This is a genomic window from Methylobacterium organophilum, assembly GCF_022179465.1.
Lineage (GTDB): Bacteria > Pseudomonadota > Alphaproteobacteria > Rhizobiales > Beijerinckiaceae > Methylobacterium > Methylobacterium organophilum.
In genome coordinates this window covers 1-24,554 of record NZ_BPQV01000016.1, presented here as the reverse complement: position 1 = coordinate 24,554, position 24,554 = coordinate 1, and the positions used below count along the sequence as shown (strand labels likewise).

At 68.3% G+C, this 24,554-nt stretch carries 18 protein-coding genes; 13 read left to right on the top strand and 5 right to left on the bottom strand.

Going from position 1 to position 24,554, the window contains the following annotated elements:
- Window positions 1-227: 227 nt before the first annotated feature.
- Together MFF21_RS21685 and MFF21_RS21680 are read right to left on the bottom strand one after the other, a co-directional pair.
- Complete coding sequence (locus MFF21_RS21685; protein WP_238314013.1) at window positions 228-458, bottom strand: hypothetical protein; 231 nt, start codon at window positions 456-458, stop codon at window positions 228-230.
- A gap of 710 nt (window positions 459-1,168) precedes the next feature.
- The gene (locus MFF21_RS21680) at window positions 1,169-2,089 is read right to left on the bottom strand and encodes an FkbM family methyltransferase (RefSeq protein ID WP_238314010.1); all 921 of its coding nucleotides are present in this window, start codon (window positions 2,087-2,089) and stop codon (window positions 1,169-1,171) included.
- Between the two features lie 200 nt (window positions 2,090-2,289).
- Here MFF21_RS21680 and MFF21_RS21675 point away from each other — a divergent pair, with 200 nt between their 5' ends.
- Window positions 2,290-3,642 (top strand): UDP-glucose dehydrogenase family protein, encoded by a 1,353-nt coding sequence (locus tag MFF21_RS21675; RefSeq protein WP_238314008.1) that lies wholly within the window; start codon window positions 2,290-2,292, stop codon window positions 3,640-3,642.
- A gap of 237 nt (window positions 3,643-3,879) precedes the next feature.
- Here MFF21_RS21675 and MFF21_RS21670 read toward each other — a convergent pair whose 3' ends face one another.
- Window positions 3,880-4,956, bottom strand: coding sequence for a helix-turn-helix domain-containing protein (locus MFF21_RS21670; RefSeq protein WP_238313999.1), 1,077 nt, complete (start codon window positions 4,954-4,956; stop codon window positions 3,880-3,882).
- 296 nt (window positions 4,957-5,252) lie between these two features.
- On the opposite strand from MFF21_RS21670, the gene MFF21_RS21665 reads away from it, so the two are divergent.
- The 3 genes from MFF21_RS21665 to MFF21_RS21655 all read left to right on the top strand — a co-directional run bounded on the left by MFF21_RS21665 (window position 5,253) and on the right by MFF21_RS21655 (window position 11,032).
- Window positions 5,253-7,310 carry a right-handed parallel beta-helix repeat-containing protein gene (locus tag MFF21_RS21665; protein WP_238313997.1) on the top strand — a complete coding sequence of 686 codons (2,058 nt, stop codon included), beginning with the start codon at window positions 5,253-5,255 and terminating at the stop codon, window positions 7,308-7,310.
- A 426-nt stretch (window positions 7,311-7,736) separates the two neighbouring features.
- Window positions 7,737-9,581: a type I secretion system permease/ATPase gene (locus MFF21_RS21660; RefSeq protein ID WP_238314277.1), complete on the top strand. Its 1,845-nt coding sequence runs from the start codon at window positions 7,737-7,739 to the stop codon at window positions 9,579-9,581.
- 122 nt (window positions 9,582-9,703) lie between these two features.
- Window positions 9,704-11,032 carry an HlyD family type I secretion periplasmic adaptor subunit gene (locus MFF21_RS21655; protein ID WP_373325080.1) on the top strand — a complete coding sequence of 443 codons (1,329 nt, stop codon included), beginning with the start codon at window positions 9,704-9,706 and terminating at the stop codon, window positions 11,030-11,032.
- An 87-nt stretch (window positions 11,033-11,119) separates the two neighbouring features.
- Here the strand turns inward: MFF21_RS21655 and MFF21_RS21650 are convergent, their stop codons facing one another.
- A complete protein-coding gene (locus MFF21_RS21650; protein ID WP_238313996.1) occupies window positions 11,120-11,464 on the bottom strand; it encodes an acyltransferase family protein in 345 nt (114 codons plus the stop codon).
- A gap of 78 nt (window positions 11,465-11,542) precedes the next feature.
- Between MFF21_RS21650 and MFF21_RS21645 the strand changes: the two genes are divergently transcribed.
- The 6 genes from MFF21_RS21645 to rfbA all read left to right on the top strand — a co-directional run bounded on the left by MFF21_RS21645 (window position 11,543) and on the right by rfbA (window position 19,075).
- Complete coding sequence (locus MFF21_RS21645; protein ID WP_238313995.1) at window positions 11,543-12,133, top strand: WecB/TagA/CpsF family glycosyltransferase; 591 nt, start codon at window positions 11,543-11,545, stop codon at window positions 12,131-12,133.
- A gap of 107 nt (window positions 12,134-12,240) precedes the next feature.
- On the top strand, window positions 12,241-13,722 hold the full coding sequence (locus MFF21_RS21640; protein ID WP_238313993.1) for an O-antigen ligase family protein: 1,482 nt from the start codon (window positions 12,241-12,243) through the stop codon (window positions 13,720-13,722).
- 22 nt (window positions 13,723-13,744) lie between these two features.
- Entirely contained in the window at window positions 13,745-15,043 is a 1,299-nt protein-coding gene (locus tag MFF21_RS21635) for a right-handed parallel beta-helix repeat-containing protein (RefSeq protein WP_238313991.1), read from the top strand.
- Window positions 15,044-15,412: 369 nt separating this feature from the next.
- Window positions 15,413-16,525, top strand: a complete 1,113-nt coding sequence (locus tag MFF21_RS21630; RefSeq protein WP_238313989.1) for a DegT/DnrJ/EryC1/StrS family aminotransferase — start codon at window positions 15,413-15,415, stop codon at window positions 16,523-16,525.
- The gene (locus MFF21_RS21625) at window positions 16,525-17,958 is read left to right on the top strand and encodes a hypothetical protein (protein ID WP_238313976.1); all 1,434 of its coding nucleotides are present in this window, start codon (window positions 16,525-16,527) and stop codon (window positions 17,956-17,958) included. The genes MFF21_RS21630 and MFF21_RS21625 overlap by 1 nt, the downstream gene beginning before the upstream one ends.
- 97 nt (window positions 17,959-18,055) lie before the next feature.
- Complete coding sequence (gene rfbA / locus MFF21_RS21620; protein ID WP_238313974.1) at window positions 18,056-19,075, top strand: glucose-1-phosphate thymidylyltransferase RfbA; 1,020 nt, start codon at window positions 18,056-18,058, stop codon at window positions 19,073-19,075.
- Window positions 19,076-19,132: 57 nt separating this feature from the next.
- Here the strand turns inward: rfbA and MFF21_RS21615 are convergent, their stop codons facing one another.
- Entirely contained in the window at window positions 19,133-20,338 is a 1,206-nt protein-coding gene (locus tag MFF21_RS21615) for an L-dopachrome tautomerase-related protein (RefSeq protein ID WP_238313971.1), read from the bottom strand.
- 337 nt (window positions 20,339-20,675) lie between these two features.
- On the opposite strand from MFF21_RS21615, the gene MFF21_RS21610 reads away from it, so the two are divergent.
- The 3 genes from MFF21_RS21610 to MFF21_RS21600 are packed head-to-tail and all read left to right on the top strand — an operon-like array spanning window position 20,676 to window position 24,399.
- Window positions 20,676-21,923 carry an MFS transporter gene (locus MFF21_RS21610; RefSeq protein ID WP_373325077.1) on the top strand — a complete coding sequence of 416 codons (1,248 nt, stop codon included), beginning with the start codon at window positions 20,676-20,678 and terminating at the stop codon, window positions 21,921-21,923.
- The gene (gene fhuF, locus MFF21_RS21605; RefSeq protein ID WP_238313969.1) at window positions 21,920-22,657 is read left to right on the top strand and encodes a siderophore-iron reductase FhuF; all 738 of its coding nucleotides are present in this window, start codon (window positions 21,920-21,922) and stop codon (window positions 22,655-22,657) included. Before MFF21_RS21610 ends, fhuF begins: the two co-directional genes overlap by 4 nt.
- Window positions 22,651-24,399 carry an ABC transporter ATP-binding protein gene (locus MFF21_RS21600; protein WP_238313967.1) on the top strand — a complete coding sequence of 583 codons (1,749 nt, stop codon included), beginning with the start codon at window positions 22,651-22,653 and terminating at the stop codon, window positions 24,397-24,399. Before fhuF ends, MFF21_RS21600 begins: the two co-directional genes overlap by 7 nt.
- The last annotated feature ends 155 nt before the right edge of the window (window positions 24,400-24,554 follow it).

Sequence of the window (24,554 nt, the reverse complement as noted above, 5' to 3'; positions counted from 1 at the left end):
GGTCGGCGTCTCGGGACCAGGAGAATTCTTCGGGGCAGCGCCCACGCTCCATTCGGAGTAGATCGAAAGGAACAGGCGCGGATCGCGAAAAAACTTGCCGTCGCAACCCTATCGGCCCGCCGCATCCCCTCGAAAAACGTCCCCTCGCGACCGGGCCCGGCAGGCGGATCGTCGCGCCGCGCAGGCTCTGATCAATGCAAGGGAAACAGAACAGCTCTCTGCAAATATCAGCCCGGATGGGCCATCCTGTAGCCTTCGCGAAAGGCTGGGCCCTTCGGGAAGCAGCGCGACAAAGCTCCCTGATGGTCGGAGCTGGGCGTACGGAGCGGGATCTTCTTGAGAATCGAGCGCACATGCTCCCGAATCTTGAGAACCCGCTGTCCGTCATCCTCGACATCCAGCTCCTTCAGATCGGACATTCCCGAGCTCTCGCTCGGCTCCTGCGGCGCGGTTTGCATCTTTGCCCTCCTCCGATGCCTCAAAGACTCAGAACGCCCCTGTTTTTGACGGATGGTACTTTATTTTACGCTTATTATTATTTATCATATATTTTGATATTTTCATAAAATACCAGGCAAGCACCTTTTTATTCTTGCTTGAGTGCGACGCAATACGAGCAGCTTTTTGAGGCTGGCGATTCACCCCACCATCCCGCGAAAGGGAACATCATCCTATTTTGCATCAAAATTCGCGTTAAAGATGCATAATGCGCCAAAAGGCGTATGTCTAGTAGTCGAAATCGAGTCGTCCCGGTTAATTACAAATCGGCGACCCCGCACGCCCGTGAGATGAATTCTATTCTCATGACACAAGTCATCTCCGCCTGATTCCGGATTTTTATTATTATCGATCTAGCAAATTGAAGTCAAAATTTTCAAATTGGATAGTTTTTATTTTAGATGATCAAACAAAAATACAAAAACAACAGAAGTAATTTCATATTTTTATAAAATAAACAAACTCAACAGCCAAAATGACAGTAAAGTTTTCACGAGCAATTATCACACAAAGCCGCCGCTACGAAACCTCGGCGTGCATACACCTCATCAGCACCGACAATAATCGCCGACCGATATTTGACATAGATTTAATATTTCCTGCGAACGACTTGAAGAGTTGCGATCTTATCAAGTTCATCCCTTTGAAAAATATCAAATGTGAATCGCATCTAATAAGTTACACGAAAGACCTGCGACGCGAGTTCGTGCTTGGCCCGGCGCTCAGCGCTGAGGCCGGAGCAGGCTTTCTTGGTTTTGGTGAAGTAAGCGTTCGCACAGATGAAATCACCGTCGAAGGCTGGGATCTCCTCGATCCTTCTCAGGCGCAGACCGAACGGCTCGAGCTGTTCGATGAGGTCGTGGAGCAGGGCTTGTTTCTTGTAGACGGGATAGAAGAATGTTTCCGTCTCGATCGCCAGCACGTCATGCAGCAGATCACCGAAGCCGGCCAGGACAAAACTTTCGTACCCCTCGACATCGATCTTGATGACGTCGGGCACCGGTGCTTCGCCGGATCTCACGAGATCGTCGTACCGGACGCAGTTGATCTGAACGACCTTCTTCGTGCGATAGCTGTCGGCGATCGCATAGTCTTTCAGAAAGTCCGTGTTCGCCTCCAGGATGGAGGTGCATCCGTAGTGATTACCGATATGCAAATTCTGTTCCCCGGCCCGGTCGGACAATCCGTGTTCGAGGACGAAGTGCCTCTCGAATTCGGAGAGCTGCTCCCGGAGACGGCGGGCCTCGTCCGGATTGGGCTCGAACAGCACCGGCACGATATTGTGTTTCTGCTTCAGCCACTTCGCCTGGATGCCGTTCGAGGCCCCGACATCGACGAAGACGATTTTGTCCTTCAGGCGCTGTGATTTGCTCGCGAGCGGCAGCATGTCCTCGACGGCTTCGGTGATCAGCGCATAGGCCTTCTGCTTGAGATACGGCATGGGCGTCTCCTGCTCGGGGTCGGGCTTGTAAACCGCGATCGTCGAGCCCCGTATTGATGTGCCGACGATCGTTTCGCGTCCGACCGGAACGCCCGTAACCGGGCGGGTCCTTGGCCGCGCATCGGGCGTGGTGCCCGACGATACAAGCATCGGGTAAGCTGTTTACTGCCGCGTGCCATCCAGCCCGGAGGCATTAATCAATAATAGATCGCACGATCGCCGGCTCATCCCAAATATACGACTGGGTTGATTGCGACCTTGGCGCTTCTTGAGACATGCTCGTTCGAATGATGTCGCAGCCGCATTCAGTGCTGTGCCGCAGACTTTTCCATCGAACAGGGGTCCCCGCGATGCGCGTAGCAGTCATCGGATCTGGATATGTCGGTCTGGTCTCCGGCGCTTGCCTTGCCGATTTCGGCCATAACGTCGTCTGTATCGACCGGGACGCGGACAAGGTCGCGGCGCTGGCGCGTGGCGAGATCCCGATCTACGAGCCGAACCTCGGCGAGATGGTCGCGAAGAACATGGCCGAGGGCCGGCTCGCCTTCTCGAGGGATCTGGCCTCCGCGGTCGCGGCGGCGGACGTCGTCTTCATCGCCGTGGGCACGCCGGCGCGCCCGCGCGACGGCCAGGCCGATCTCACCTACGTGTTCGGCGCCGTCCGGGAGGTCGCCGCCGCCTTGAGCGGCTCCACGGTGGTGGTGACGAAGTCGACGGTTCCCGTCGGCACGGGCGACGAGGTCGAACGCATCATCCGGGACATTCGGCCGCAGCTCGACGTCGCCGTCGTCTCGAACCCGGAATTCCTCCGCGAGGGGGCGGCCATCATCGATTTCAAGCGGCCGGACCGGATCGTCATCGGCGCCGAGAGCGACCGGGCCCGGGCGGTGATGGCGGAGCTCTATCGGCCCCTCTTCCTCAACAAGGCGCCGATCCTGTTCATGGCCCGGCGCAGCGCCGAGATGACGAAATACGCCGCCAACGCCTTCCTCGCGACGAAGATCGCCTTCATCAACGAGGTGGCGGATCTCTGCGAGCAGGCCGGCGCCGACGTTCAGGACGTCGCCTACGGCATCGGCCTCGACAAGCGAATCGGCAGCAAGTTCCTGCATGCCGGCCCCGGCTTCGGCGGATCCTGCTTTCCCAAGGATACGCAGGCCATGATCGCCATGGCGCAGGCCCATGGGGCGGCCATGCGCATCGTCGAGACCGCCGCCGCGGTGAACGACCACCGCAAGCGCAACATGGCGCGCAAGATCGTCCGCGCCTGCGGGGGTGTCCGCGGACGCACGATCGCCGTCCTCGGGCTCACCTTCAAGCCCAACACGGACGACATGCGCGAATCGCCGGCGATCGCGATCATCACGGCCCTGCAGGATGCCGGGGCGCGGATCCGCGCCTATGATCCGGAGGGGATGGATCAGGCCCGCCTGGTGCTCACCGACATCGACTACTGCCTCGACGCCTACGATTGCGCGCGCGACGCGGACGCGGTCGTCATCGTGACCGAGTGGGACGCCTTCCGGGCCCTCGATCTCGACCGCATCCGCGCCGCGGTCGCCCGGCCCGTCCTCGTCGATCTGCGCAACATCTACGGGCCGGATCAGGCCGAGAAGGCCGGCTTCCGCTATGTCGGCGTCGGGCGCGGTCAGGGCGAGGCCGTCGAGGAGGCGCAGGTCGTGCCCCTGGCCCTGGTCGGGTAGGACGGGCGGGAATCGGAACCGGCCTCGGGCCGCGTTCGGGAACCCCTGACCGATCGCTCGGTCAGGGGCCCGCTGCTACGCAAGCTTCATCGAAAGCGGGCACCAACGACGAAACCTCGGTCGCAACGCCGTCGATCTTCCCGGGAACGCCGGGCGAGACAACCTCACCGCTGGGACTAATCCGAGAGACATGCGCCCCGCCGCCGAGCGAGGAGGTCGGGATCTTCGTCGCCGCCCTCAATGCAGGCGGCCGCCCGGCGGCTCCCGCGGGCCCCTGCGCCCCGAGGGAACCGGCGCCACGTCGTAGCGCCGCCGCAGCTCGGTCGGCGACATGCCGGTCCAGCGCCGGAAGGCCACGACCAGGGCGCTCGCCTCGCGATAGCCCAACAGCCAGGCGATCTCGGAGATCGGCAATCCCTTGATCTTGATGTAGTGGATGGCGAGTTCGGCCCGCAGCTCGTCCAGCACGCCGCTGAAGGTCTTGCCTTCCTGGTGCAGCCGGCGCGACAGCGTCCGCGTGCTCATGCCCAGGTCCCGGGCGATCTCCGCCGTCGTCGCCGTGCCCTGCGACAGGCGCGGCGCCATCGCCTTCTTCACCTGGGACCAGAGGAGATCCGGCTCCCGGCGCGTGGCCTCCTCCGCATGCTCGAAGTAGCGGACGAGCGATTCGTGGAGATAGGGATCGAAGCTCGGCAGCCGGGCCTCGGCGAGACCGACCGCAAAGGCGATTCGATCCTCCGACGCGTCGAACTCGACCGGTACGGCGAAACGGCTTTCCGTCTCTTCGGCGGCCTCGTGCCGCTCATGCGTGAAGCTGACGCCAAGCGGCGTGGCCGGCGCCAGGGAGGTCACCAGCCGATAGATCGAGAGGAGCCGGAACTCGGAAAAATGCCGGTCCGGCTTATGGACGGGATCCTGCAACCCCACGACCACGGTGAGCGCGACGTCGGACATCCGGAATGAGGCCTGAAGCCCCGAACCGTCCGTCCGCGCGAATCGCTCGAAGCAGTTGAGCGCCTCGCCGACCGTCTCGGAGGAGGCCATCAGGTAGAAGAACAGGCCCAGCCGGCGCAGATCGTAGCCCTGCGCCAGATGGAGGCCGAGCGAGCGATCGTGAAGCACCTCGGCCGCCGTGTTCAGGAAGGCGCTTCGGCACTCCGCAGCGTCGCCGCGAATCGGATCATCCGCGAGGCCGGCCTGTCGAAGCAGAGGTTCCGGATCGAACCCGGCCTGGGTCAGGCGCTCGATCGCCAGGGCGACGACCGTGCTGCTGAGGGCAGGCGCCAGGGGCGGGGCCGGGCCATAGGGAATCATCGCGCCGCTTCAGACCGCGCAGGGTCACCGGCCCATCGCAAGACACGGCAAATGCCGCGATGGGCGAGACAGAGTCCAAGCGACGTCGAAAGCGCACGAGGCGCGTCGTCGCGAATGTCTGGCGAGCCAGAACAAGACAGCGAGTGCATTGCACCGTATCCAATGGCCAAGCCGTCTACATCTGACTCCCCATCAAACGCGAGTTCAATAGAACCCGCCCGCGAGCGAGCAAAAAATCCTAGATTCCAGGCGGCTTCGACGTCAACGGATTTCGTCCTCTCACACGGAGCGCAATAGTGGTAGCAAACACCTTTGGGACTACTTCCACCGGCAAGCCTGCGGGCGCCATCTCGGTTCCGGTCGGTGCCGATCTCCAGGCTCTGGTCGACGCCTCACCGGCAGGTTCGACCTTCTGGATCGAGGCCGGCGAGCACCGCATGCAGTCGGTCACGCCCAAGGATAACGACCACTTCATCGGCCAGCAGGGTGCCATCCTGAACGGCTCCCGCCTGATCACGGATTTCGACAAGGAAGGCGCGAACTGGGTCGCGACCGGCCAGACGCAGGAAGGCGACCGGCGGGCGACCGACCAGGGGAATGCCGGGGCCGAACGGGCGGGCTATCCCGAGACGTTCTTCATCGACGACAAGCCGCTGACCCCGGTCGATTCGCTGGACAAGGTCACGCCCGGCAAGTTCTACTTCGACTACGCCGCCGACAAGATCTACTTCCAGGACGATCCCGCAGGCCACAAGGTCGAGGCCGGCGTCAGCCCGTTCGCGTTCCGCGGGGGCACCGGCGTCACCGTCGAGAACCTCGTCGTCGAGAAGTACGACAGCCCGACCCAGTTCGCGGCGGTCGGCTGGGACAACTCCGCCAAGGGTTGGACCATCCAGAACAACGAGATCCGTCTGAACTACGGCGCCGGCGCCTATGTCGGAACGGACGGCAAGATCGTGGGCAACGACGTTCACGACAACGGCCAGCTCGGCCTGGGCGGCAACGGCGACAACATCGTCATCCAGGGCAACGAGATCGCCCATAACGGCTACTTCTCGGGCATCGCGCCCGGCTGGGAAGCCGGCGGCAGCAAGTTCTCGCAGACCGACAACCTCCAGGTCGTCGACAACTACGCGCACGACAACAACGGCTACGGTCTCTGGACCGACATCGACAACATCCACACGCTCTACGAGGGCAACACCGTCACCAACAATCTCGCCGGCGGCATCAGCCACGAGATCAGCTACGACGCCACCATCCGCAACAACGTCCTCTCGGGGAACGGCGGCGATTCGGCGAACTGGCTCTGGGGCGGCGCCATCCAGATCCAGAACTCGAAGAACGTCGACGTCTCCGGCAACCACGTCGATTCGACCAATGGCGGCAACGGGATCACCCTGATCCAGCAGGATCGCGGGGACGGCGCCTACGGCCCGCACACCACTACCGGCAACACGGTTCACGACAACGTCATCGTCGACGCCTCAACGGGCAGCGGCGGCGTCTCGGGCTCGGTGGCCGATTACGACCCGGCCACCCTGCAGAACGGCGGCAACAGCTTCTCGAACAACCAGTACCACTTCGCCGACCCGTCCGCCGAGCACTTCTCCTGGACGGACGCCTACTATAACTGGGACGGCTTCCGCCAAGCCTCCGGGCAGGACGGGAGCAGCACGATCTCCACGGAGATCCCGGTGCTGGAGACGGGTCTGTCCGGTTCGGCGGGCGTGGGCGTCACGGTGTCCACGGATGCCGCGCAGCCGCAGCCGGCCGCGATTGCCGCGACCGAGCCCGCTTCGACGGAGCCCGTCGCGACGGCGCCGGCGGCCCCGGCCGCCACCGATCAGCCGGCGGCCACGACGCATACGGCGGCACCGGACGAGGCGGCCCAGCCGGCTGCCGTGACTCCGGAACCCGTGGCCTCCGCGACGGACGGAGCCGCCACGCCGGAGGCTTCGCCCGCCCCCACGACGGTCGCCGCGACGCCGACGGAATCGGCGCCGGCCGCCCCGGCCGACGAGGCCGCGGCCACGGAGGGATCGTCCGATCCGGTCGCCACGGCGACGGGGGAGACGGCGCCCGCCGCCTCGACGAACGGACACCATTCCTGGGCGGATCTGCTCTCGGGCCACGGTGGCGATTCGTCCTTCGCCTCCCTGTTCTCGGGTGGTCATTCCGGCCACGGGGGGCATTTCGACTGGTCCGGTGTCGCAAACGCGCTCCAGAGCTATGCCGACGCGGCGAGCCATGGCTGCGGGGCTCAGAGTGCCCAGGCCGAGAGCCATGCGGCCGAACTCGGCGACCTGTTCCACCACGGCGCGAACGGCAGCCATACCGGCCTGACCCTGTAACGGCGGTCGAAGGGGGCCGGTCGTCGGACCGGCCCCCCCTCGCGTTTCGGTGCGCGCGTCGGGGCAGCGTGTTTCCGCCGCCGACAGCCAGCCGCAGCGTCTGACAGTCCCTCGGCGTTGAAGGGCACCCGTTCCGAGAAGGGAACGGGTGCCCCCCTCCCGACCTGCGCGCCCTGGCGCCCTTTACGGGCGCTCCGTCACCGGCGGCGACGGCGCATCGGGCCTTCGTGACGGCGTTCCCGGCGACCCGGCCCGTTCGCGCGGAACCGGCGTCGCCCTCTCCCACGAGTCGCGTCCCACCAAGTCGCGTATGCCGGGTGAGCAAACGCTCTCCGGTGCTGCCCCGATCGGGCGTGATGCGTCGAGTCGCGCCCGATCCTCGAAAAATCCTGTCTAATCAATCCAAGAGAGGGTGGCGTGGTGTCCATGAAACCACAGCCTGCACGGTCTCGGCAGCCGATCGCCGCACATGCCGGAAGCCGGAATTCGGAGATCACCTCCGCGCTCCTCGCCTCACGGCGCGCCCTGATCGGGCTCGGCCTGATGAGCGGCCTCGTCAACGTTCTCTACCTGACCGGCTCGTTCTTCATGCTCGAAGTCTACGACCGGGTGATTCCGAGCCGCAGCATCCCGACCCTGGTCGGGTTGTGCCTCCTGGCCCTGACGCTCTACGCCTTTCAGGGAGGGTTGGAGGTGCTGCGCGCACGCGCCCTGGTCCGAATCGGCGCGATGCTCGACGAATCGCTCGGCGGCCGCGTGTTCGACACCGTCATCCGCGCCCCCCTCGTCGGACGGATGCCGGGGGATGGGCTCCTGCCCCTGCGGGACCTCGACACCCTTCGCAGCTTCCTGAGCGGCCCCGCCCCGGGCGCCTTGTTCGACCTGCCCTGGATGCCGCTCTACCTGCTGATCTGCTTCCTGTTCCATCCGCTGATCGGCCTTGCGGCCCTTCTCGGCGGCGGTGTCCTGGTGACGCTGACCGTGGTGACCGATCGTCTGACGCGCAGCCCGGCCCAGACGGCGACGGGCTATGCGGCGAGCCGCAGCGGCCTCGCCGAGGCCGGCCAGCGCAACGCCGAAGTGCTTGCCGCGATGGGCATGCGGGAGATCTTCGCGCAGCGCTGGCTGCAGGCGAGCCGGGGCTACCTGGAAGCCCAGCAGCGCGTCGCCGATATCGGCGGCGGCCTCGGCGCCGTGTCGAAGGTGTTCCGGCTGGCGCTCCAGTCCGGCGTCCTGGCGCTGGGCGCCTATCTCGTCATCGGCGGCCAGGCGTCGTCAGGCATCATCATCGCCAGCTCCATCCTGGTCTCGCGGGCCCTCGCGCCGGCCGAGCTCGCCATCGCCAACTGGCGCGGCTTCGTGGCCGCGCGGCAGAGCTGGCACCGCCTCGACCTGCTCCTGTCCACGCTTCCCGCCGTGCCGGAACCCCATGAGCTGCCGGCCCCGAGCCGGAGCGTGAGCCTGCGCGCCATCAGCGTGGCGCCCCCTCAGATCCAGCGCCTGATTCTCCAGGATGTGAGCCTGGAGCTGGAAGCGGGCACGTCGCTCGGCATCGTCGGCCCGAGCGCCTCGGGCAAGTCGTCCCTGGTGCGGGCCATCGTCGGCGTCTGGACGCCCCTCCGGGGAACGGTCCGTCTCGACGGCGCCTCCCTCGACCAATGGTCGAGCTCGGCGCTCGGGCGCCATATCGGCTACCTGCCCCAGGAGGTCGAACTCTTCGAGGGCACCATCGCCGAGAACATCGCCCGATTCGATCCCGAGGCCTCTCCCGGCGCGGTGATCGAGGCGGCGCAGGCGGCGGGCTTCCACGAGGCGATCGTGCAGATGCCGGGCGGCTACGATTGCCCGATCGGCGAGCGCGGCACCCTGCTGTCGGCGGGGCAGCGCCAGCGCGTCGGCCTCGCCCGGGCCCTCTATCGAAACCCGTTCCTCGTCGTGCTGGACGAACCCAACGCCAATCTCGACGTGGCCGGGGAGAGCGCCCTCGCGGCGGCCCTGCACGGCGTCAGGGCGCGGGGCGGCATCTCGATCGTCGTCGCCCATCGCCCCAACGTCCTGGCGACGGTCGATCGGATCCTCGCCCTCGCCGATGGGCGCGTGGCCGAGTTCGGCCCGAAGGACGAGGTTCTCCGGCGCCTGCTGCGCCCGACGGCGGTGCCGGTCTCCTCCGCAGCGCCCCCCTCCACGCCTGCCGCCGCGCAGGCCAGCTTCCTCAACAGCGTGCAGAGGCCGGCCTTCGGCGCCTCGGCCAACCGGCAGGTGAGCGCATGACCCTGGCTGTTCCCCTGCTCGTGCGCACGCTGGATTCGCGCCTGCGCACCGATCTCGCGCGCCTGCGCACGGCCCTCGGCCCCCGTCTCGGGCCGACGGCGACCCGCGCCCACGCCCTCACCATGAGCGTGCTCACGCCGCCCGTCGTCGATGGGAGCCCGGCCTATCTCTCGCTCATGCGCCAGATCCGGGCGGCGATGGTGCTGGCCGGCGTGCTGGTCTTCGGCATCGGCGGCTGGGCCTGCTTCACCTCCCTTTCCGGTGCCGTGATCGCGCCGGGGCAGCTCGTCGTCGAATCGGAGGTCAAGAAGGTCCAGCATCCGGTCGGCGGCGTGGTGGGATCGCTCAATGTCCGCGAGGGCGACCGCGTCACCACCGGGCAGGTCCTGGTTCGCCTCGACGACACCCAGATCCGGGCCAATCTCGACATCATCGTCAAATCCCTCGACGAGATGACGGCCCGCCGGGCGCGGGACGAGGCGGAGCAGCGGGGCGCCGACCATCTGTCCTTCCCGCCCGAATTTTTGGAGCGGGCGAAGACGGACAGGACCGTCGCCGACCTCATCGCCGGCGAGACCGCCTTCTTCGAGATCCGCCGCGCCACCCGCAACGGTCAGAAGGCGCAGCTCAGCGAGCGGATCGCCCAGCTTCGCCAGGAGATCGGCGGCCTCGAGAATCAGACCGTCTCGAAGGAGCACGAGATGACCCTGATCCAGAACGAGCTTCAGGGCCTGCGCGAGCTGCGCCAGAAGAACCTGATCCCCGTCTCCCGCGTGACGGCGCTCGAACGCGAGGCGACCCGGCTCGAAGGCGAGCGGGGCCAGCTCCTGGCCTCCACCGCCCAGGCCAAGGGCAAGATCAGCGAGACGGAGCTGCAGATCCTCCAGGTCGATCAGGACATGCGCTCCGAAGTCACCAAGGAGCTCTCCGAGATCCGGGCCAAGATCTCCGAGAGCGTCGAGAAACGCGTGGTCGCCGAGGATTCGCTGCGGCACATCGATCTGCGCGCGCCCCAGGACGGCACGGTCCATCAGATGACCGTGCACACGATCGGCGGCCTCGTCACCCCGAGCGAGCCCGTGATGCTGATCGTCCCGCAGGCGGACGACCTCGCCGTCGAGGTCAAGGTGAAGCCCGAGGACATCGACCACGTCCATGTCGGACAGCGCACCGTGCTGCGCTTCTCGGCCTTCAACCAGCGCACGACGCCGGAGATCGACGGCATGGTCGACCGGCTCTCCCCCGACGTGACGCGGGACGCGAAGACCGGCCTGAGCTTCTACACGGCCCGGATCGCCATTCCCGAGGGAGAGCGCCAGCGCCTCGGCCGCGTGAGCCTGCGGCCCGGAATGCCGGTCGAGACCTTCATCGAAACGGCGGAGCGGACGGTTCTGTCCTTCCTGACCAAGCCCCTCACCGACCAGATCGCGAAAGCCTGGCGTGAGAACTAAAGCGCTCTCCGCCGGCGTGGACACCGGTTCGGCGTGAGCGCGCGCGTCACGACAAAGGCTTGGCGCCGCTCGTTGCCGAACCGGACCTCACCGGTCGGGCATCATCACGCTGGGGGCCGGAAGGGCCTGGCCGCCCGCCTCGACCGGGAAGGCCCCCTTGGTGAGGGCGATCCGCGACGGCTGCGGCGTATCGGCGGCGGCGTGGCGGAGGGCCTGGGCGAGCCTTCTCCCGAGGTCGACGCACCGGTCGATCACGACGCGCTGGTAGAGCCAGCCGGCATAGAGGCAGATCGGCGGCAGGACGATCAGGTTCGTCCAGAGCGGCGCGATGTCGTTCAAAAAGATGGCGTAGAGAAAAATGAACGGCACATGCGTCAGGTACAGTCCGAAGGAGATGCGCCCCAGGAACTGAAACACGTTGTGCGCGAGCACGTGCCGGATCGCGCCCCCGGCGAAGGAGGCGGCGATGACGAAAGCGGAGCCCAGCGCGACATAGAGATTGTGGACGGCATGGTGACGCCGGACGGGATGCCCCTCGTCTGGATGGCCCGCCGGCTCGGCCGGCCCGGCGTCCGGCGCGTCTACGGCCCGGATCTGATGCGCGAGATCACGCGGCTCTCGCCGTCGCGCGGCTACCGCCACTACTATTACGGCGGCGGCCCGGGCTTGGCCGACAAGCTCGCGCAGACCCTGTCCGCGGCCCATCCCGGCCTCGCCGTGGCCGGCACCTTCTGTCCGCCTTTCCGCCCTCTGACGGAGGAAGAGGACGAGTCGGTTGTCAGCGCCATCAACGAGGCCAAGCCCGACATCGTCTGGGTGGGACTCAGCACACCCAAGCAGGAGCGCTGGATGAGCGCCCACCGAGACCGGATCGAGGCCCCCGTGATGATCGGCGTCGGCGCCGCCTTCGACTTCCTGGCGGGCACCAAGCGCCAGGCCCCGCTCTGGATGCAGCGGAGCGGGCTCGAATGGGCCTTCCGGCTCGGGACCGAGCCGCGGCGGCTGGGGCGCCGCTACGCCTCGATCGTCCCGCGCTTCCTGGGCCTCGCCGCCGGCCAGCTGATCCGCCAGGGCGGCCGCTCCAGCCTGGAGCACTCCTGACCCCGCCTCCGTCTCTGCGCGCGCGAAGCGCGCCAGGGGCACGGCCTCGCCCGGAGAGGCCGTGCCCTCCCCCTTTCGGATAGGGGGATGACACCGATGCGCCGCCCTTGGGCCGCGCACGCCATGCCATCCTCGCCACCCTGCTCGCCCGCCGCGTTTTCCTGGCCGGATCCATGACGAATTTCGCGCGCCTGCCCTACGGAACCGGTCCCGCCCGCGCGGCGACCGCGCCGCGGGCGCGCTTCAACGACCTCTATCTCCTGGCGCTCTGCCTCGCGCTCTTCGGCTACGCGACCTTGGGCAAGGGCTTCGCCTATCTCGGCCTGCCGCCCCTGTTCGTCGGCGAGATCCTGCTGCTCCTCGGGATCTTCGCCTGGTTCCAGACGCGCTGCGTGCTGGCGAGCTTCGTGCCGCTGCAGAACCAGATCCTGGTCGGGTTGATGGTGCTGATCGTCGTCCGGGCGGTTCCCTATGTCGGCGCCTACGGCCTCGACACGGTCCGGGACGCCGTGCTCGTCTTCTACGGATTGTTCGCGTTCTTCGTGGTCGCGCTGCTTCTGGAAGATCCGCGGCGCATCGACGTCCTGATCGCCCGCTACGCGACGTTCGCCTGGTTCTACGGCCTGATCGGCGGCCCGCTCTTCCTCCTGACCAAATACGCCAAGGACACCGTGCCGAACTGGCCCTGGTCGGGGACGCCCGCCTTCGAGGTCCGGCCGGGGGAAGCCTCCGTCCACGTGGCCGGGGCCACCATCTTCGTCCTCCTCGGCATGCGGAAGGTCAGCCTGCCCTGGGTGGGCGCCCTGCTGTTCGGCCTCGCCCTGCTGACGCCGAGCCGGGGCGGCATGCTGGCCTGCCTGATCCCGACGCTCATCGCCGCCGTTCTCGGTGGCCAGATGCGACGGGTCGCGCAGGTGTTCCTCATCAGCGTCGTGCTGCTCGGCGCGATGTCCGCCCTCGGCATCAAGCAGATCGGACCGCCCAACCCGGACGGATCGCGGCGGGAGATCGGGCTCGAGCAGATCAGCGACAACGTCAACAGCATCGTCGGCAACAGCAAGTCCGCCAATCTCGACGAGACGAAGGCCTGGCGGCTGCAATGGTGGCAGAAGATCCAGGACTACACCCTGCACGGCCCGTATTTCTGGACGGGCAAGGGGCTGGGCATCAATCTCTCCGTCGATGACGGCATCAGCAACGGCCGCTCGAACACGCCGCTGCTGCGCAGCCCGCACAACGTGAACATGACCTTCCTGGCGCGCACGGGCGTACCCGGGCTCGCCCTCTGGATCGTCCTGCTGGTGGCCTGGTTCACCCGGCTGCTCTGGGACGTGATCCAATCCCGGCGGCGGGGCGACATCGAGCAATCGAACGTCCTGCTCTGGATCGTCACCTACCAGGCCGCGATCGTGATCGACGCGTCCTTCGACGTGGCGATCGAGGGTCCGATGCTCGGGATCTGGTTCTGGAGCCTGTTCGGTTTCGGCCTCGCCGCCTCGATGGTCTACCGGGCGCCGCGCCGGCGTCCGGCCCGCGCGCCGGCTTTGGCCTTCTACCCCTACGAGATCCCTGCGAGCGCCGCGAAGTAGCGGCCGGCATGGAGGGCCCACGATGTCCGACCGGCAGACCGCCCTCGTCCTCGTCGGCCTCCTGGGCCTGTCGGCTGGGGCCTTGGTCCTCGCCACCGCGAACCGGCCGGCGCAGGGGCGCGTGTCGCTTGAGGTGGGCCGCGGCGGGGTGCCCGCGGCGAACGCCCCGGAGACCGCCGGGCTGCTCGGGCCGGTCGGGCCCAAGGAGATCGCCTGCCAGGGCATCGAGGTCCGGCCCGGCGACGGGCTGCAGGGAATCGCGGAGATGGCGGGCGCCGGCGCCACCCTCTGCCTCCAGCCCGGCACCTATCGCGGCCAGCATGTCAGCCCGCTCCCGCTCCAGTCCTTCATCGGCCTGAAGGGCGCGATCCTCGACGGCGGCAACCGCGTGCGCCGCGCCTTCGACGGAAGCGCGCGCAACGTCGTCATCCGCAATCTCGCCATCCGCAACTACACCGCCGGCAGCCAGGACGCACCGGTCTTCGCCGGCCACGGGCTCGGCTGGCGCGTCCTCGACAACGAGATCGACCACAATGCCGGAATCGGGGTCTCGACGGGGGCCGACACCGTCGTCTCCGGCAACTTCCTCCACCACAACGGGCAGGCGGGTTACGGCACCCCGACGGCGGGCGCGCCGCGGATCGAGAACAACGAGATCGCGTTCAACAACGCCGAGAAGAAATTCGATCCGGCCTTCGAGGCAGGCGGCGGCAAGATCTCCCTGAGCAACGGCGCCGTGGTCCGCCACAACTGGGTCCACGACAACGGCGGGCCCGGGATCTGGACCGACATCGACAACACGAACTACACGGCCGACTGGAACCTGGTCGAGAACAATTGCTGCGGCGGGATCTTCCACGAGATCTCCTGGACCGCCGCGATCCGGCACAACGTGGTCCGCAACAATTCCGGTCCCACCTGCCCCGGCTGGCTCTGGTGCGGCGGCATCCTCATCGCCGCCTCGGGGGGCACGAAGGGGGGCGTGATCGACATCGCCGACAACACGGTGGTGTCGGATGGCGCGACCAAGGGCAACGGCATTGCCCTGATCCAGCAGGCCCGCCAGTCGGGCAAGTTCGGGACGCACCTGCTCCAGAACATCCACATCCACGACAACACGATCGATCTCTCCGCCGGGGGGGCCAGCGGCCTCGTCCAGGATACGGGCGACCTCGCGCTCTTCTCCGAGCGCAACATCCGCATGGACCGCAACACCTACATCATCGGCGCCAACCCCTCCCCCTTCGCCTGGGCGAACGGGACCGGCGGCGAAGCCTTCATCCGCGAACACGGGCAGGAGACATCGGGCAGGTTCCGCTGAGTCGCGGCGCCGGCCTGCGAGGGCCCGGGCGCCTCAAGGAAAATCGGTGCAGCCGCTTTGGAAGTAGATCCGCCGCGGCGCGGCCCTCCTCGAAGAGGCGCCAAGGTCTGAAGCGGGCGGCATTCGCGCCCAGACCGAAATGGGCAGGAGAACCCTAACCCCTCCGGGTTAGTCATTAATAAAATATTAAAGCGCGTTGAACGGCATAAATACGACTGCCATGCTTCCCACGTCAGGCATTTGCATCCTCTGAGCTGATTTCGAAGCGCGGAGCAGTGCAGCATTACTGAGGGCTCCCCCATGACAGCGCGAGCACTTGAGACGATCGCAGCCAATTTCTTGCCTTTGACCAAGCCTGACGCGCCGCGCTTGAGCGCGTATGTCGAAGAGCTGCGGGAGATCGAGAAGTCCTGCTGGTTGAGCAATTACGGGCCCGTCAACACGCGCCTCGAAGCCGCGATGCTCGATCGGTTCTTCGGGGGCGTCGGCGCCTGCACCACCGTCTGCAACGCGACGAACGGGCTGATGCTGGCCCTGATGCTGGCCGCCGAGCGCGCCTCCGCGGGCGCGCGCTACGTGGTCATGCCGGCCTTCACCTTCGCGGCGGCCGCGCATGCGGTCCTCTGGGCCGGCCTGACCCCCCTCCTGATCGACGTGGATCCTTCGGATTGGTGCGCCTGCCGCCTCGCCGAGGAGGAGGCCCTCGAGGCGCATCGGGGCCGGGTCGCCGCGCTGATGCCCTACGCCACCTTCGGGACCTGCATCGACCTGTCGCGCTACGACCGGCTCGCCCGGGAGCACGGCGTGTCCGTCGTGGTCGACGCGGCGCCCTCCCTCGGCTCCCTCGATCCCCTGGGGCAGACCTTCGGCACCGGCTCGCCGCACATGATCGTGTTCTCGATGCACGGCACGAAACCCTTCGGCGTCGGCGAGGGCGGCCTGATCTACAGCGCGGATTCCGACACGATCGACACCCTGCGACGCATGGCGAATTTCGGCTTCGACAACGGGCGCTCGGCGGTGATGCCGGGGATGAACGCCAAGATGTCCGAGGTCGCGGCTCTGGGCGCGCTCGTGCGGCTCAAGGATTTCGAGGAGCGCGCGCAGCACCGGGAACAGCTGCTCGCCGCCTACCTGAAGGAGTTGCCCGACATCGCCACGCAGCAGACGCGGGGACAGCGGGTGGTCTATCAGTTCATGCCGCTTCTGTTACCGCCCGGGCTGGCCGCGAGCCGGGCCGAGATCCAGGCCGAGATGACCCGGATGGGCATCGGCACGGGCAGCTATTTCAGTCCCCATATCGGCCAACAGCCGTATTTCCGCACGCGCTGCGTGTCGGACGCGCTGCCGGTGGCCGACACGCTCAGCGCGCATGTCCTCTCCCTACCCCTGTCGGACTTCCTGACGGTCGAGGATGTCGCGCGGATCTGCGCGGCGTTTCGCGAGGCCTGCGGTGCGCCCGTCGAGGAGCGCGTCGCGTGATGGCCGGGCGAGCGCCAAGGGCGCCCTTCCGCACCACGATCGTCGGAGGCGGCCCCGCCGCCCTGGCGCCCCTCGTCGCCGCCTCGCGCGACGGACGCCTCGACGCGTTCCTGGCCGGCGGCGTGGCCGTCATCGAGGCTGGGCCGGCCATCGGCGCCGGACGACTGGGGAACTACGCCATCTGGTCGGACAGCACGGCAGAGACCTTCCTCACGGCCGTGACCGGCCATGCCGACCCGCGGCTCGGGGCGCTCATCGACCACCCGCTCTGCCGGGAGCTGCGCGGCTACGGGAAGGGCGCGATCCCCCTGGAGAAGGCCGGCGCCTTCATGGCGCTCATCGGCGAGATCCTGCACCGGGCCATCCTGGAAGCGGGCGGCGTGGTCCTCGTCAACCACGAGGCGACCGGCGCCCACCGGGACGGCGACGGGCAATGGCACACCGAGATCCGCAGCAAGGCGGTCGGCACCACCCACGAGATCGTGTCGGACACGCTGCTCCTCGCCACCGGCGGCGGGCAGGATCTCGCCCGCCTCTACGAGGAGCGGGTCGCCAACGCGCCCCTGCTGCCGACCTATGCGGGCAAGGTCCTGCAATCCGACGAGGTGCTGCGCACGGGCGGCATCGCCCGCGTCGCCGCGCTCCTGCGGGGCCGGGCCCGGCCCCGCATCGCCATCGTCGGCGGAAGCACGAGCGCGGTCGCCACCGCAGCCCTGCTCCTGAAGGCGCTGCCGGCCGAGACGAGCCAGCCGGGCAGCATCGCGCTGCTGCACCGGCGGCCGCTGCGCGTGTTCTACCCCTCCGCCCAGGCAGCCCTCGACGAGGGCTATACCGAGTTCGGCCCGCAGGACATCTGCCCGGTCAGCGGCTTCGTCTATCGCTTCGCCGGGTTCCGGACCGATTCCCGCGATCTCGTGATGAACGTGAAGCGGATCGGGGGGCGGCCCGGGGAACCGCGGGTCGTCCCGACCCTGATCGAGCCCGGCACCCTCGCCGCGGCGCGCAGAACCCTGGATGAGGCCGACGTCATCGTCGCGGCACTGGGCTACCGGCCGCGGCTGCTCCTCCTGTCGGACAGCAGCGGCGCGCCGATCCGCCTCATGGGAACCACCTCCTCCGCACCGGCGGTGGACGGGGCCTGCCAGGTGCTCGACACCGAGGGACGCCCCGTCGGCGGCGTCTTCGGGATCGGGCTTGCCGCCGGCTTCAAGCCGCAGGGCACGTTCGGCGGCGAACCGAGCTTCGTCGGCCAGGCGAACGGGCTCTGGCTCTGGCAGACCGCCGTCGGCGCCATGCTCATCGACAACCTCGTCGCCACCGCGCCCGCCTCCGTTCCGGCGACCGTCGCGGAGGACGCCCTGGTCGGCTGGCCGACCGCGGCCCCGATCATCGCCCCGACCGAGCTGGGCACGCCCGTCGTCGCCGCACGCTGAGGTCGGGGGAACAGAACGGAGGCCGGACGGGGCCATCGGGCCGCCGCCCGGCGGGATCGCAAGCGTCCCAGGGACAGGAGCAGGAGATCATCGCGCCATGAAGGGCATCGTCCTCGCCGGCGGCTCCGGCACGCGGCTGCACCCGGCCACGCTCGCCATCAACAAGCAGTTGCTGCCGGTCTACGACAAGCCGATGATCTACTATCCGATCTCGGTGCTGATGCTCGCCGGCATCCGCGAGATCCTGATCATCTCCGCGCCCGAGCATCTCGACAGCTACCAGCGCCTTCTCGGCAGCGGCGAGCAGTTCGGCCTGAACTTCACCTACGCGGTGCAGCCGCGGCCCGAGGGCTTGGCCCAGGCCTTCCTGATCGGGCGCGACTTCGTCGGGACCGACGACGTCGCCCTGGTGCTCGGCGACAACCTGTTCTTCGGCGCAGGCCTGCGCGACCTGCTCGCCCGGGCGGTCGCCCGGAAGCGGGGCGCCACGGTCTTCGCCTATTATGTCGATGGCCCCGAGGCCTACGGCGTCGTGACCCTGGACCAGCAGGGCCGTCCGAGAAAGCTCGTCGAGAAGCCCCGGCGCCCGGAGAGCAACTGGGCGGTGACGGGCCTCTACGTTTACGACAACCAGGTGCTCGACATCGCCGCCCAGGTGCGGCCCTCGGCCCGAGGCGAGCTCGAGATCACCACCGTGAACCAGATCTATCTCGAACGCCGGCAGCTCCACGTCGAGCAGCTCTCCCGCGGCTATGCCTGGCTCGACACGGGCACGCATGACAGCCTGCTGGAAGCCGGCGAGTTCGTGCGCACGCTGCAGCGCCGGCAGGGCCTTCAGGTCGCCTGCCTGGAGGAAATCGCCTACCTTCAGAACTTCATCACCCACGAGCAGTTGCTCGCCCGCGGCGAGCTCTTCGCCAAGACGCCCTACGGACAGAACCTGCTTCGGCTGGCGCGCGAGGAACCCGCCGGGGACGCGTTCCGCCTGATCATGGACTCCCCCCGTCGGGTCGAGCGGGAGGCCCCGGCCGAGACGCCGCCTCCCGTGCAGCCGCCGGTGCAACTGCCGCGCAGCGACGCCTTCGACTGGGTGAAGCAGGCCTCCCTGCCGGGCTGAGCGGGCCGCCGCCCGCCCGGCCCGAAGCGGCCCCGCGAACGATGTCAGGAAGCGATGTCAGCGGGCGGGCCCCGGGCGTGTGGAGCCGGTCGCCTCGCCCGGAAGCGGCTTGATGGCCCAGAGTTCCGTCGGCAGGCTGATCGGCGCACCGGGCTTGTAATCCGCCGAATCCTGGATGTGCGACGTCGTCAGGTAGATCGTGCCATCCGGTCCCTCGCCGAAGGTGTCCGGCCAGCGCAGTCGGGAATCCTGGAGGAGCGTCGTCAGACCCGTGCCGCTGCCGGAGAGGTCGCGCACCTTCACCGCGTCGTCCTGGGGCGAGGTCACGTACATCCGCCCGTCGTGCCGGGAGATCAGCAGGCCGTCCGCCGGCCCGTTCTCGCCCACCCGGACGATCTTGGCGTCCAGGGTCCTGTCGGTGAGCATCTCCGGCACCACCGACGAAGCGGCCCAGCCGGTGAGGGCATCGGTCGGCAGGCTGTAGAGCGTCTTGCCCTTGATCGCCTGCCAGTACAGCGTCTTGCCGTCGCCCGAGAGGGCGATGCCGTCGGCCGCGAATTCCACGCCCCGCCCATCCGGCCGGCGCAGCGGGGCACCGTCGTAGCTCACAGTCACGCTCGTGTCGGGCATGGTCGAGGCATGTCCCGAGAGCACGCGCCTGGCCGAGCCGCTGTCGATGTCCACGACGATCAGGGCCCCCTCGGCGCCGGAATCGGTGAGATAGGCGGTCTTCCCATCCGGCGAGATCCGCACGTCGTTGAGGTAGGAGGCCTGCATCACCGTGCTGGTGTCGAAGGGAATCGTCTTGATCACCGTGTTGGTCTTCAGGTCGATCCCGACGAGCTTCGGCCCATCCTTGACCACATGCGCCATGGCGGGCGCGGCAGCGTCCACCACCCAGAGGCGGTCCTGCCCGTCCGCGACCACGCTCTGCACGCAGACGAAATGGGTCTTGGGGTCGACCTCGTCCTTGCGGGCGTTGCGCCAGGCATTCCACTCCGCATCCGGATAGGCCACGGGCTTGCCGTCCTTCAGTTCCGCCACGGAGACAGGGGCATCCTCGCTCCAACGCGGGAAATTGACGAAGATGCGCCCGTCCCGCGCGACGGTGACGCCGGTGACCTGATGCTCGAAGCGCGCCACCTGGGTCAGGCGGCCCTGCCCGGAGGCGGGCTCCTGGGCCGAGGCGGGACCGGCCACGGCCATGACGCCGGACATCAGGATCATGCCCAGCCCCGCGCGGGCGATGGCGGCTCTCGTCATTCTGCATGCTCCGAGAAGGGAATTCGCCGGGGCAACGCGTCGGCATGCCGATGCGTCCCGTTCTTTTCGGATGCGCGGAGCGGGCACCGTGTCGCAGCGCGGTTGTCGCGCCGCTCTGGCTCGGGGCTTCGGCGAGGCGGACGGGACGGCAGATCCGGCAGGACGGCGACGGCCCGGGTTGAGCGGGAGCGCCCCTTGGGCTAAGCGGGAAAAGTGAAGCAGAACAACAGTTTAGTTTGATTATAAACTATCGATGCCTGCAGCACCCGGGAGCGTGGCCGGCCCGCGACGCGGGCCGGCCTGCCTGTCCTTGCAGGGGCGGTGGCCCCTCCCCGCGATGACGGGCCTCTCGGCGATCGGGGGCGGCGCGCGCGTGGAAACCGCGTTCGCAGCCCTGCGCCCGCTGGCCCCGTTCTTCTGCCTCTACATGACCTTCGGCGCCACGCTCGGCTTCCTCTCCGGCGGGGCGCCGCTGATCCTGCGGGCGCGCGGCCTGGATCTGGCCGAGGTCGGCCTGCTCCAGCTCATCAACCTGCCCGTGGGGCTCACCTTCCTCTGGGCGACGCTACTGGATCGGGTCCGCCTGCCCGTCCTCGGCCACCGGATCGGCTGGATCGTCGCGACGCAGGGGATGACGATCGCCCTGCTCATCGTCCTCAGCTTCGGCGAGCACTGGCCCCTGGCCGCGCTCCTGGCGCTGGCGATCGCCGCCTGCACCTGCATCGCGAGCATGGACATCGCCCTGGAGGCGCTGGTCGTCGAGACGGTACCCGCGGAGCAGCGGGCCTTCGTCGCCTCCGCCAAGCTGTGCGGGGCTTCCCTGGGCGGCATCCTCGGCGTCGGCGTTCTGGTGGGGGCCTACGACAGCCTCGGCTGGCGCCTCGCGGTTCTGGGCTGCGCCGGCCTCGATGCCCTCTGCCTGCTCCCGATCCTGCGCTACCCGGAGGCGCGCCTGCAGGGGGCCGGCCGCGCCCCAGAGCGCTGGTCGGGCTCCCTCGCGCGTCTGCGTGCCCTCCTGGTGCGGATCCTCGCGCTCGGCGCCTATTTCGCCGCAGCCTATCTCCTCTCCGGCCCCAACACCCTGGCCCTGCTCGATCTCGGCGTGACGCTCGGGGAGGTCGGCTTCCTGACCGGAACGGTCCTGCCGGGAATCAACCTCGTCATGGCACTGGTGGCCGGCGCCCTCGTCGCCCGGTTCGGGACCGTCCGGCTGATCGTGCTCGGCGGCCTGGGCGTCCTCGCCTCGGGAGGCCTGATGGCCGGCGCCTGCGCCGTCGGCGCAGCCGGCCCGGCGGTGTGCGCGACCGTCCTGAACTTCGTCTGCGGTGGGATCCTCGGCGTGCCGGTGTTCAACATGATCTACCGTTGGGCGCAGGGGCCGCGGCCGGCCACCGACTACGCCCTGCTGTTCGGGGCGGCCTTCTTCGCGGCGATGCCCCTGCGGGTGGCCGCACCGGCGCTGGCCGGCTGGGCCGGCTGGCCGGGCTACTTCGCGGCGACGATGCCGCTCTACGCCGCCGCGGTGGCGTGGCTGGCCCTCTGCGTGGCGCGCACCCCGCAAGCCGACCGGGCGGAGCCGCGATGATCCCGGAGGTCGCCGCGCAGGTTCCCGCCTCGCTCAGCGCCTATCGCGACGGCGTCGCCGCCGGTCCCGGCGGGCCGGAGGCGCGGCCCCTCTCCGCCCTGCGCGATCCGGCCGTGTTCGAGGCGACGCTCTCGGCCTTCGGCGCCCGCTGCGGCGCCTGCGGGAGCCTCGACCGCCGCGCCCTGGTCTCCTACTGGAGCCAGTTCTACCTCGCGACCCTGGCGACCCCGGCCCTGACCGCCCTGATGCGCCTCGGCCGCCCCCTGCCGCTGGCCTTCGACGAGACCAGCCTCGAGCTCGACGCGGCCGGCCGCCCCGCCCGCCTCCTCGTGGACCCGGACCGGCTCGGCGACGATCCCAGCGCCGCACCCTGCCCGCGGAGCGGCCTGGCGGGCCTCGTCGAGGCGCATCTGCAGCCCTTCGTGGCCCTGTGCCAAGCCCAGGGCGGCCTCGCCCCCCGGGTGCTCTGGGGCAATGCCGCGGTGATCTTCGACTACGTGGCGCGGGAGCTCGGCGAGACGGACAGCCCCGCTTGCGCCGAGATCGCCGCCTGCCTCGGTTGGTGCGCCGGGCCGGTCTGCCCTAGAAGCCCCCTGGCGCAGGCCTTGCGCCCAGGCGACTCCGGCTGCCGGCGGCGCACCTGCTGCCTGCGCCACCGCCTGCCGGGCGTTCCCTCCTGCGGGTCGCTCTGCCCCCTCGAACACGCCCAGAAGCCTGATCCGCCCCGATGCTGAAGGCCTTCCTCGCCTATTATCGGCCGCACCGGACGCTGTTCCTGGTCGATTTCGGCTGCGCCGTACTCTCGGGCCTGCTCGAGCTCGGCTTTCCGCTGGCCGTGAAGGCCTTCGTCGACCACCTGCTGCCGCAGCAGGACTGGGGCCTGATCCTGCTCGCCGCCGCGGGCCTCGCCCTGCTCTACGTGGCCAATGCCGGGCTGATGGTCGTCGTCACCTATTGGGGCCACGTGCTCGGCATCAACATCGAGACCACGATGCGGGCACGGGCCTTCGATCACCTGCAGAAGCTCTCCTTCCGCTTCTACGACGGCCAGAAGACCGGCCACCTCGTCGCCCGGGTGACGAAGGACCTGGAGGAGATCGGCGAGGTCGCCCATCACGGGCCGGAGGACCTGTTCATCGCGGTAATGACGCTGTTCGGCGCCTTCGGCCTGATGATCTGGGTGCATCCGCCGCTCGCCCTGATGACGGCGGCGATCCTGCCGGTGATCGCCTTCGTGACGCTGCGCTACGGCGGGCGCATGACCCGCAACTGGCAGGCCCAGTACGGCCGCGTCGGCGCCTTCAACGCCCGCATCGAGGAGAATGTGGGCGGCGTGCGCGTGGTGCGCGCCTTCGCCAACGAGGCGCATGAACGCGCCCTCTTCGCCGCCGACAACGCGAAGTACCGCGCCACCAAGCTCGAAGCCTACCGGATCATGGCCGCGAGCCTGTCGATCAACTATCTCGGTATGCGCCTCGTCCAGATCGTCGTGCTGCTCGGCGGCGCCGCCTTCGTGGTGCGGGGCGACCTGACCGCCGGCGGCTTCGTCGGCTTCCTGCTGCTCGTCGGCGTGTTCTACCGGCCGCTCGAGAAGATCGGCGCGGTGGTCGAGACCTACCCGAAGGGCATTGCCGGCTTCCGGCGCTACATGGGCCTGCTCGGCACGGCGCCCGACATCGTCGACCAGCCGGGCGCCACCGCGGCCCCCGCCCTGCGCGGCGACATCCGCTTCGACTCCGTTTCCTTCGGCTACAGCCCGGACCGTCCCGTGCTGCGCGACCTGAGCCTCACCATCGCGGCGGGCGAGACGGTGGCGCTCGTCGGCCCCTCGGGCGCGGGCAAGACCACGCTCTGCTCCCTGATCCCGCGCTTCTACGAGGTGGACGCCGGCCGCATCACGATCGACGGGCACGACATCCGCGACTACACGCTCGCCTCCCTGCGCGGGCAGATCGGCATCGTGCAGCAGGACGTGTTCCTGTTCGCCGGCACGATCCGCGAGAACATCGCCTATGGCCGGCTCGATGCCGGTGAGGCCGAGATCCTGGAGGCGGCGCGGCGCGCCCGTCTCGGCGACCTGATCGCGGGGCTGCCGGACGGGCTCGACACCGTGGTCGGCGAGCGCGGGGTGAAGCTCTCGGGCGGCCAGAAGCAGCGGCTCGCCATCGCCCGGGTCTTCCTGAAGAACCCGCCGATCTTGATCCTCGACGAGGCGACCTCCGCCCTCGACACCCAGACCGAGCGGGACATCCAGGCGGCGCTGACCGAGCTCGCGGCCGGCCGCACCACCCTCGTCATCGCCCACCGCCTCGCCACGATCCGCCATGCCGACCGCATCGCCGTGGTCACCGAGAGCGGCATCGTCGAGGAAGGGCGGCACGAGGAGTTGCTCGCCGCCGGCGGCTACTACCGGAGGCTCCACGCGGCTCAGTTCGCGTCGGATCGGCCGGACACGCCGCGCGCCGCGGCGGAGTAGGGGCGGCGTGAGGCCCCCTCGCCCGGGATAGGAGAGGGCGACTGAGGGGGCGGGCGGCACCGCATTGACAGAGCCGCGACGCCAAGCTTAGCCATGGGGTGACGGTTCCCCTCGGGGATCAAAAGGGAACGCGGTGAGGGGTTCGCTCTGAAGCC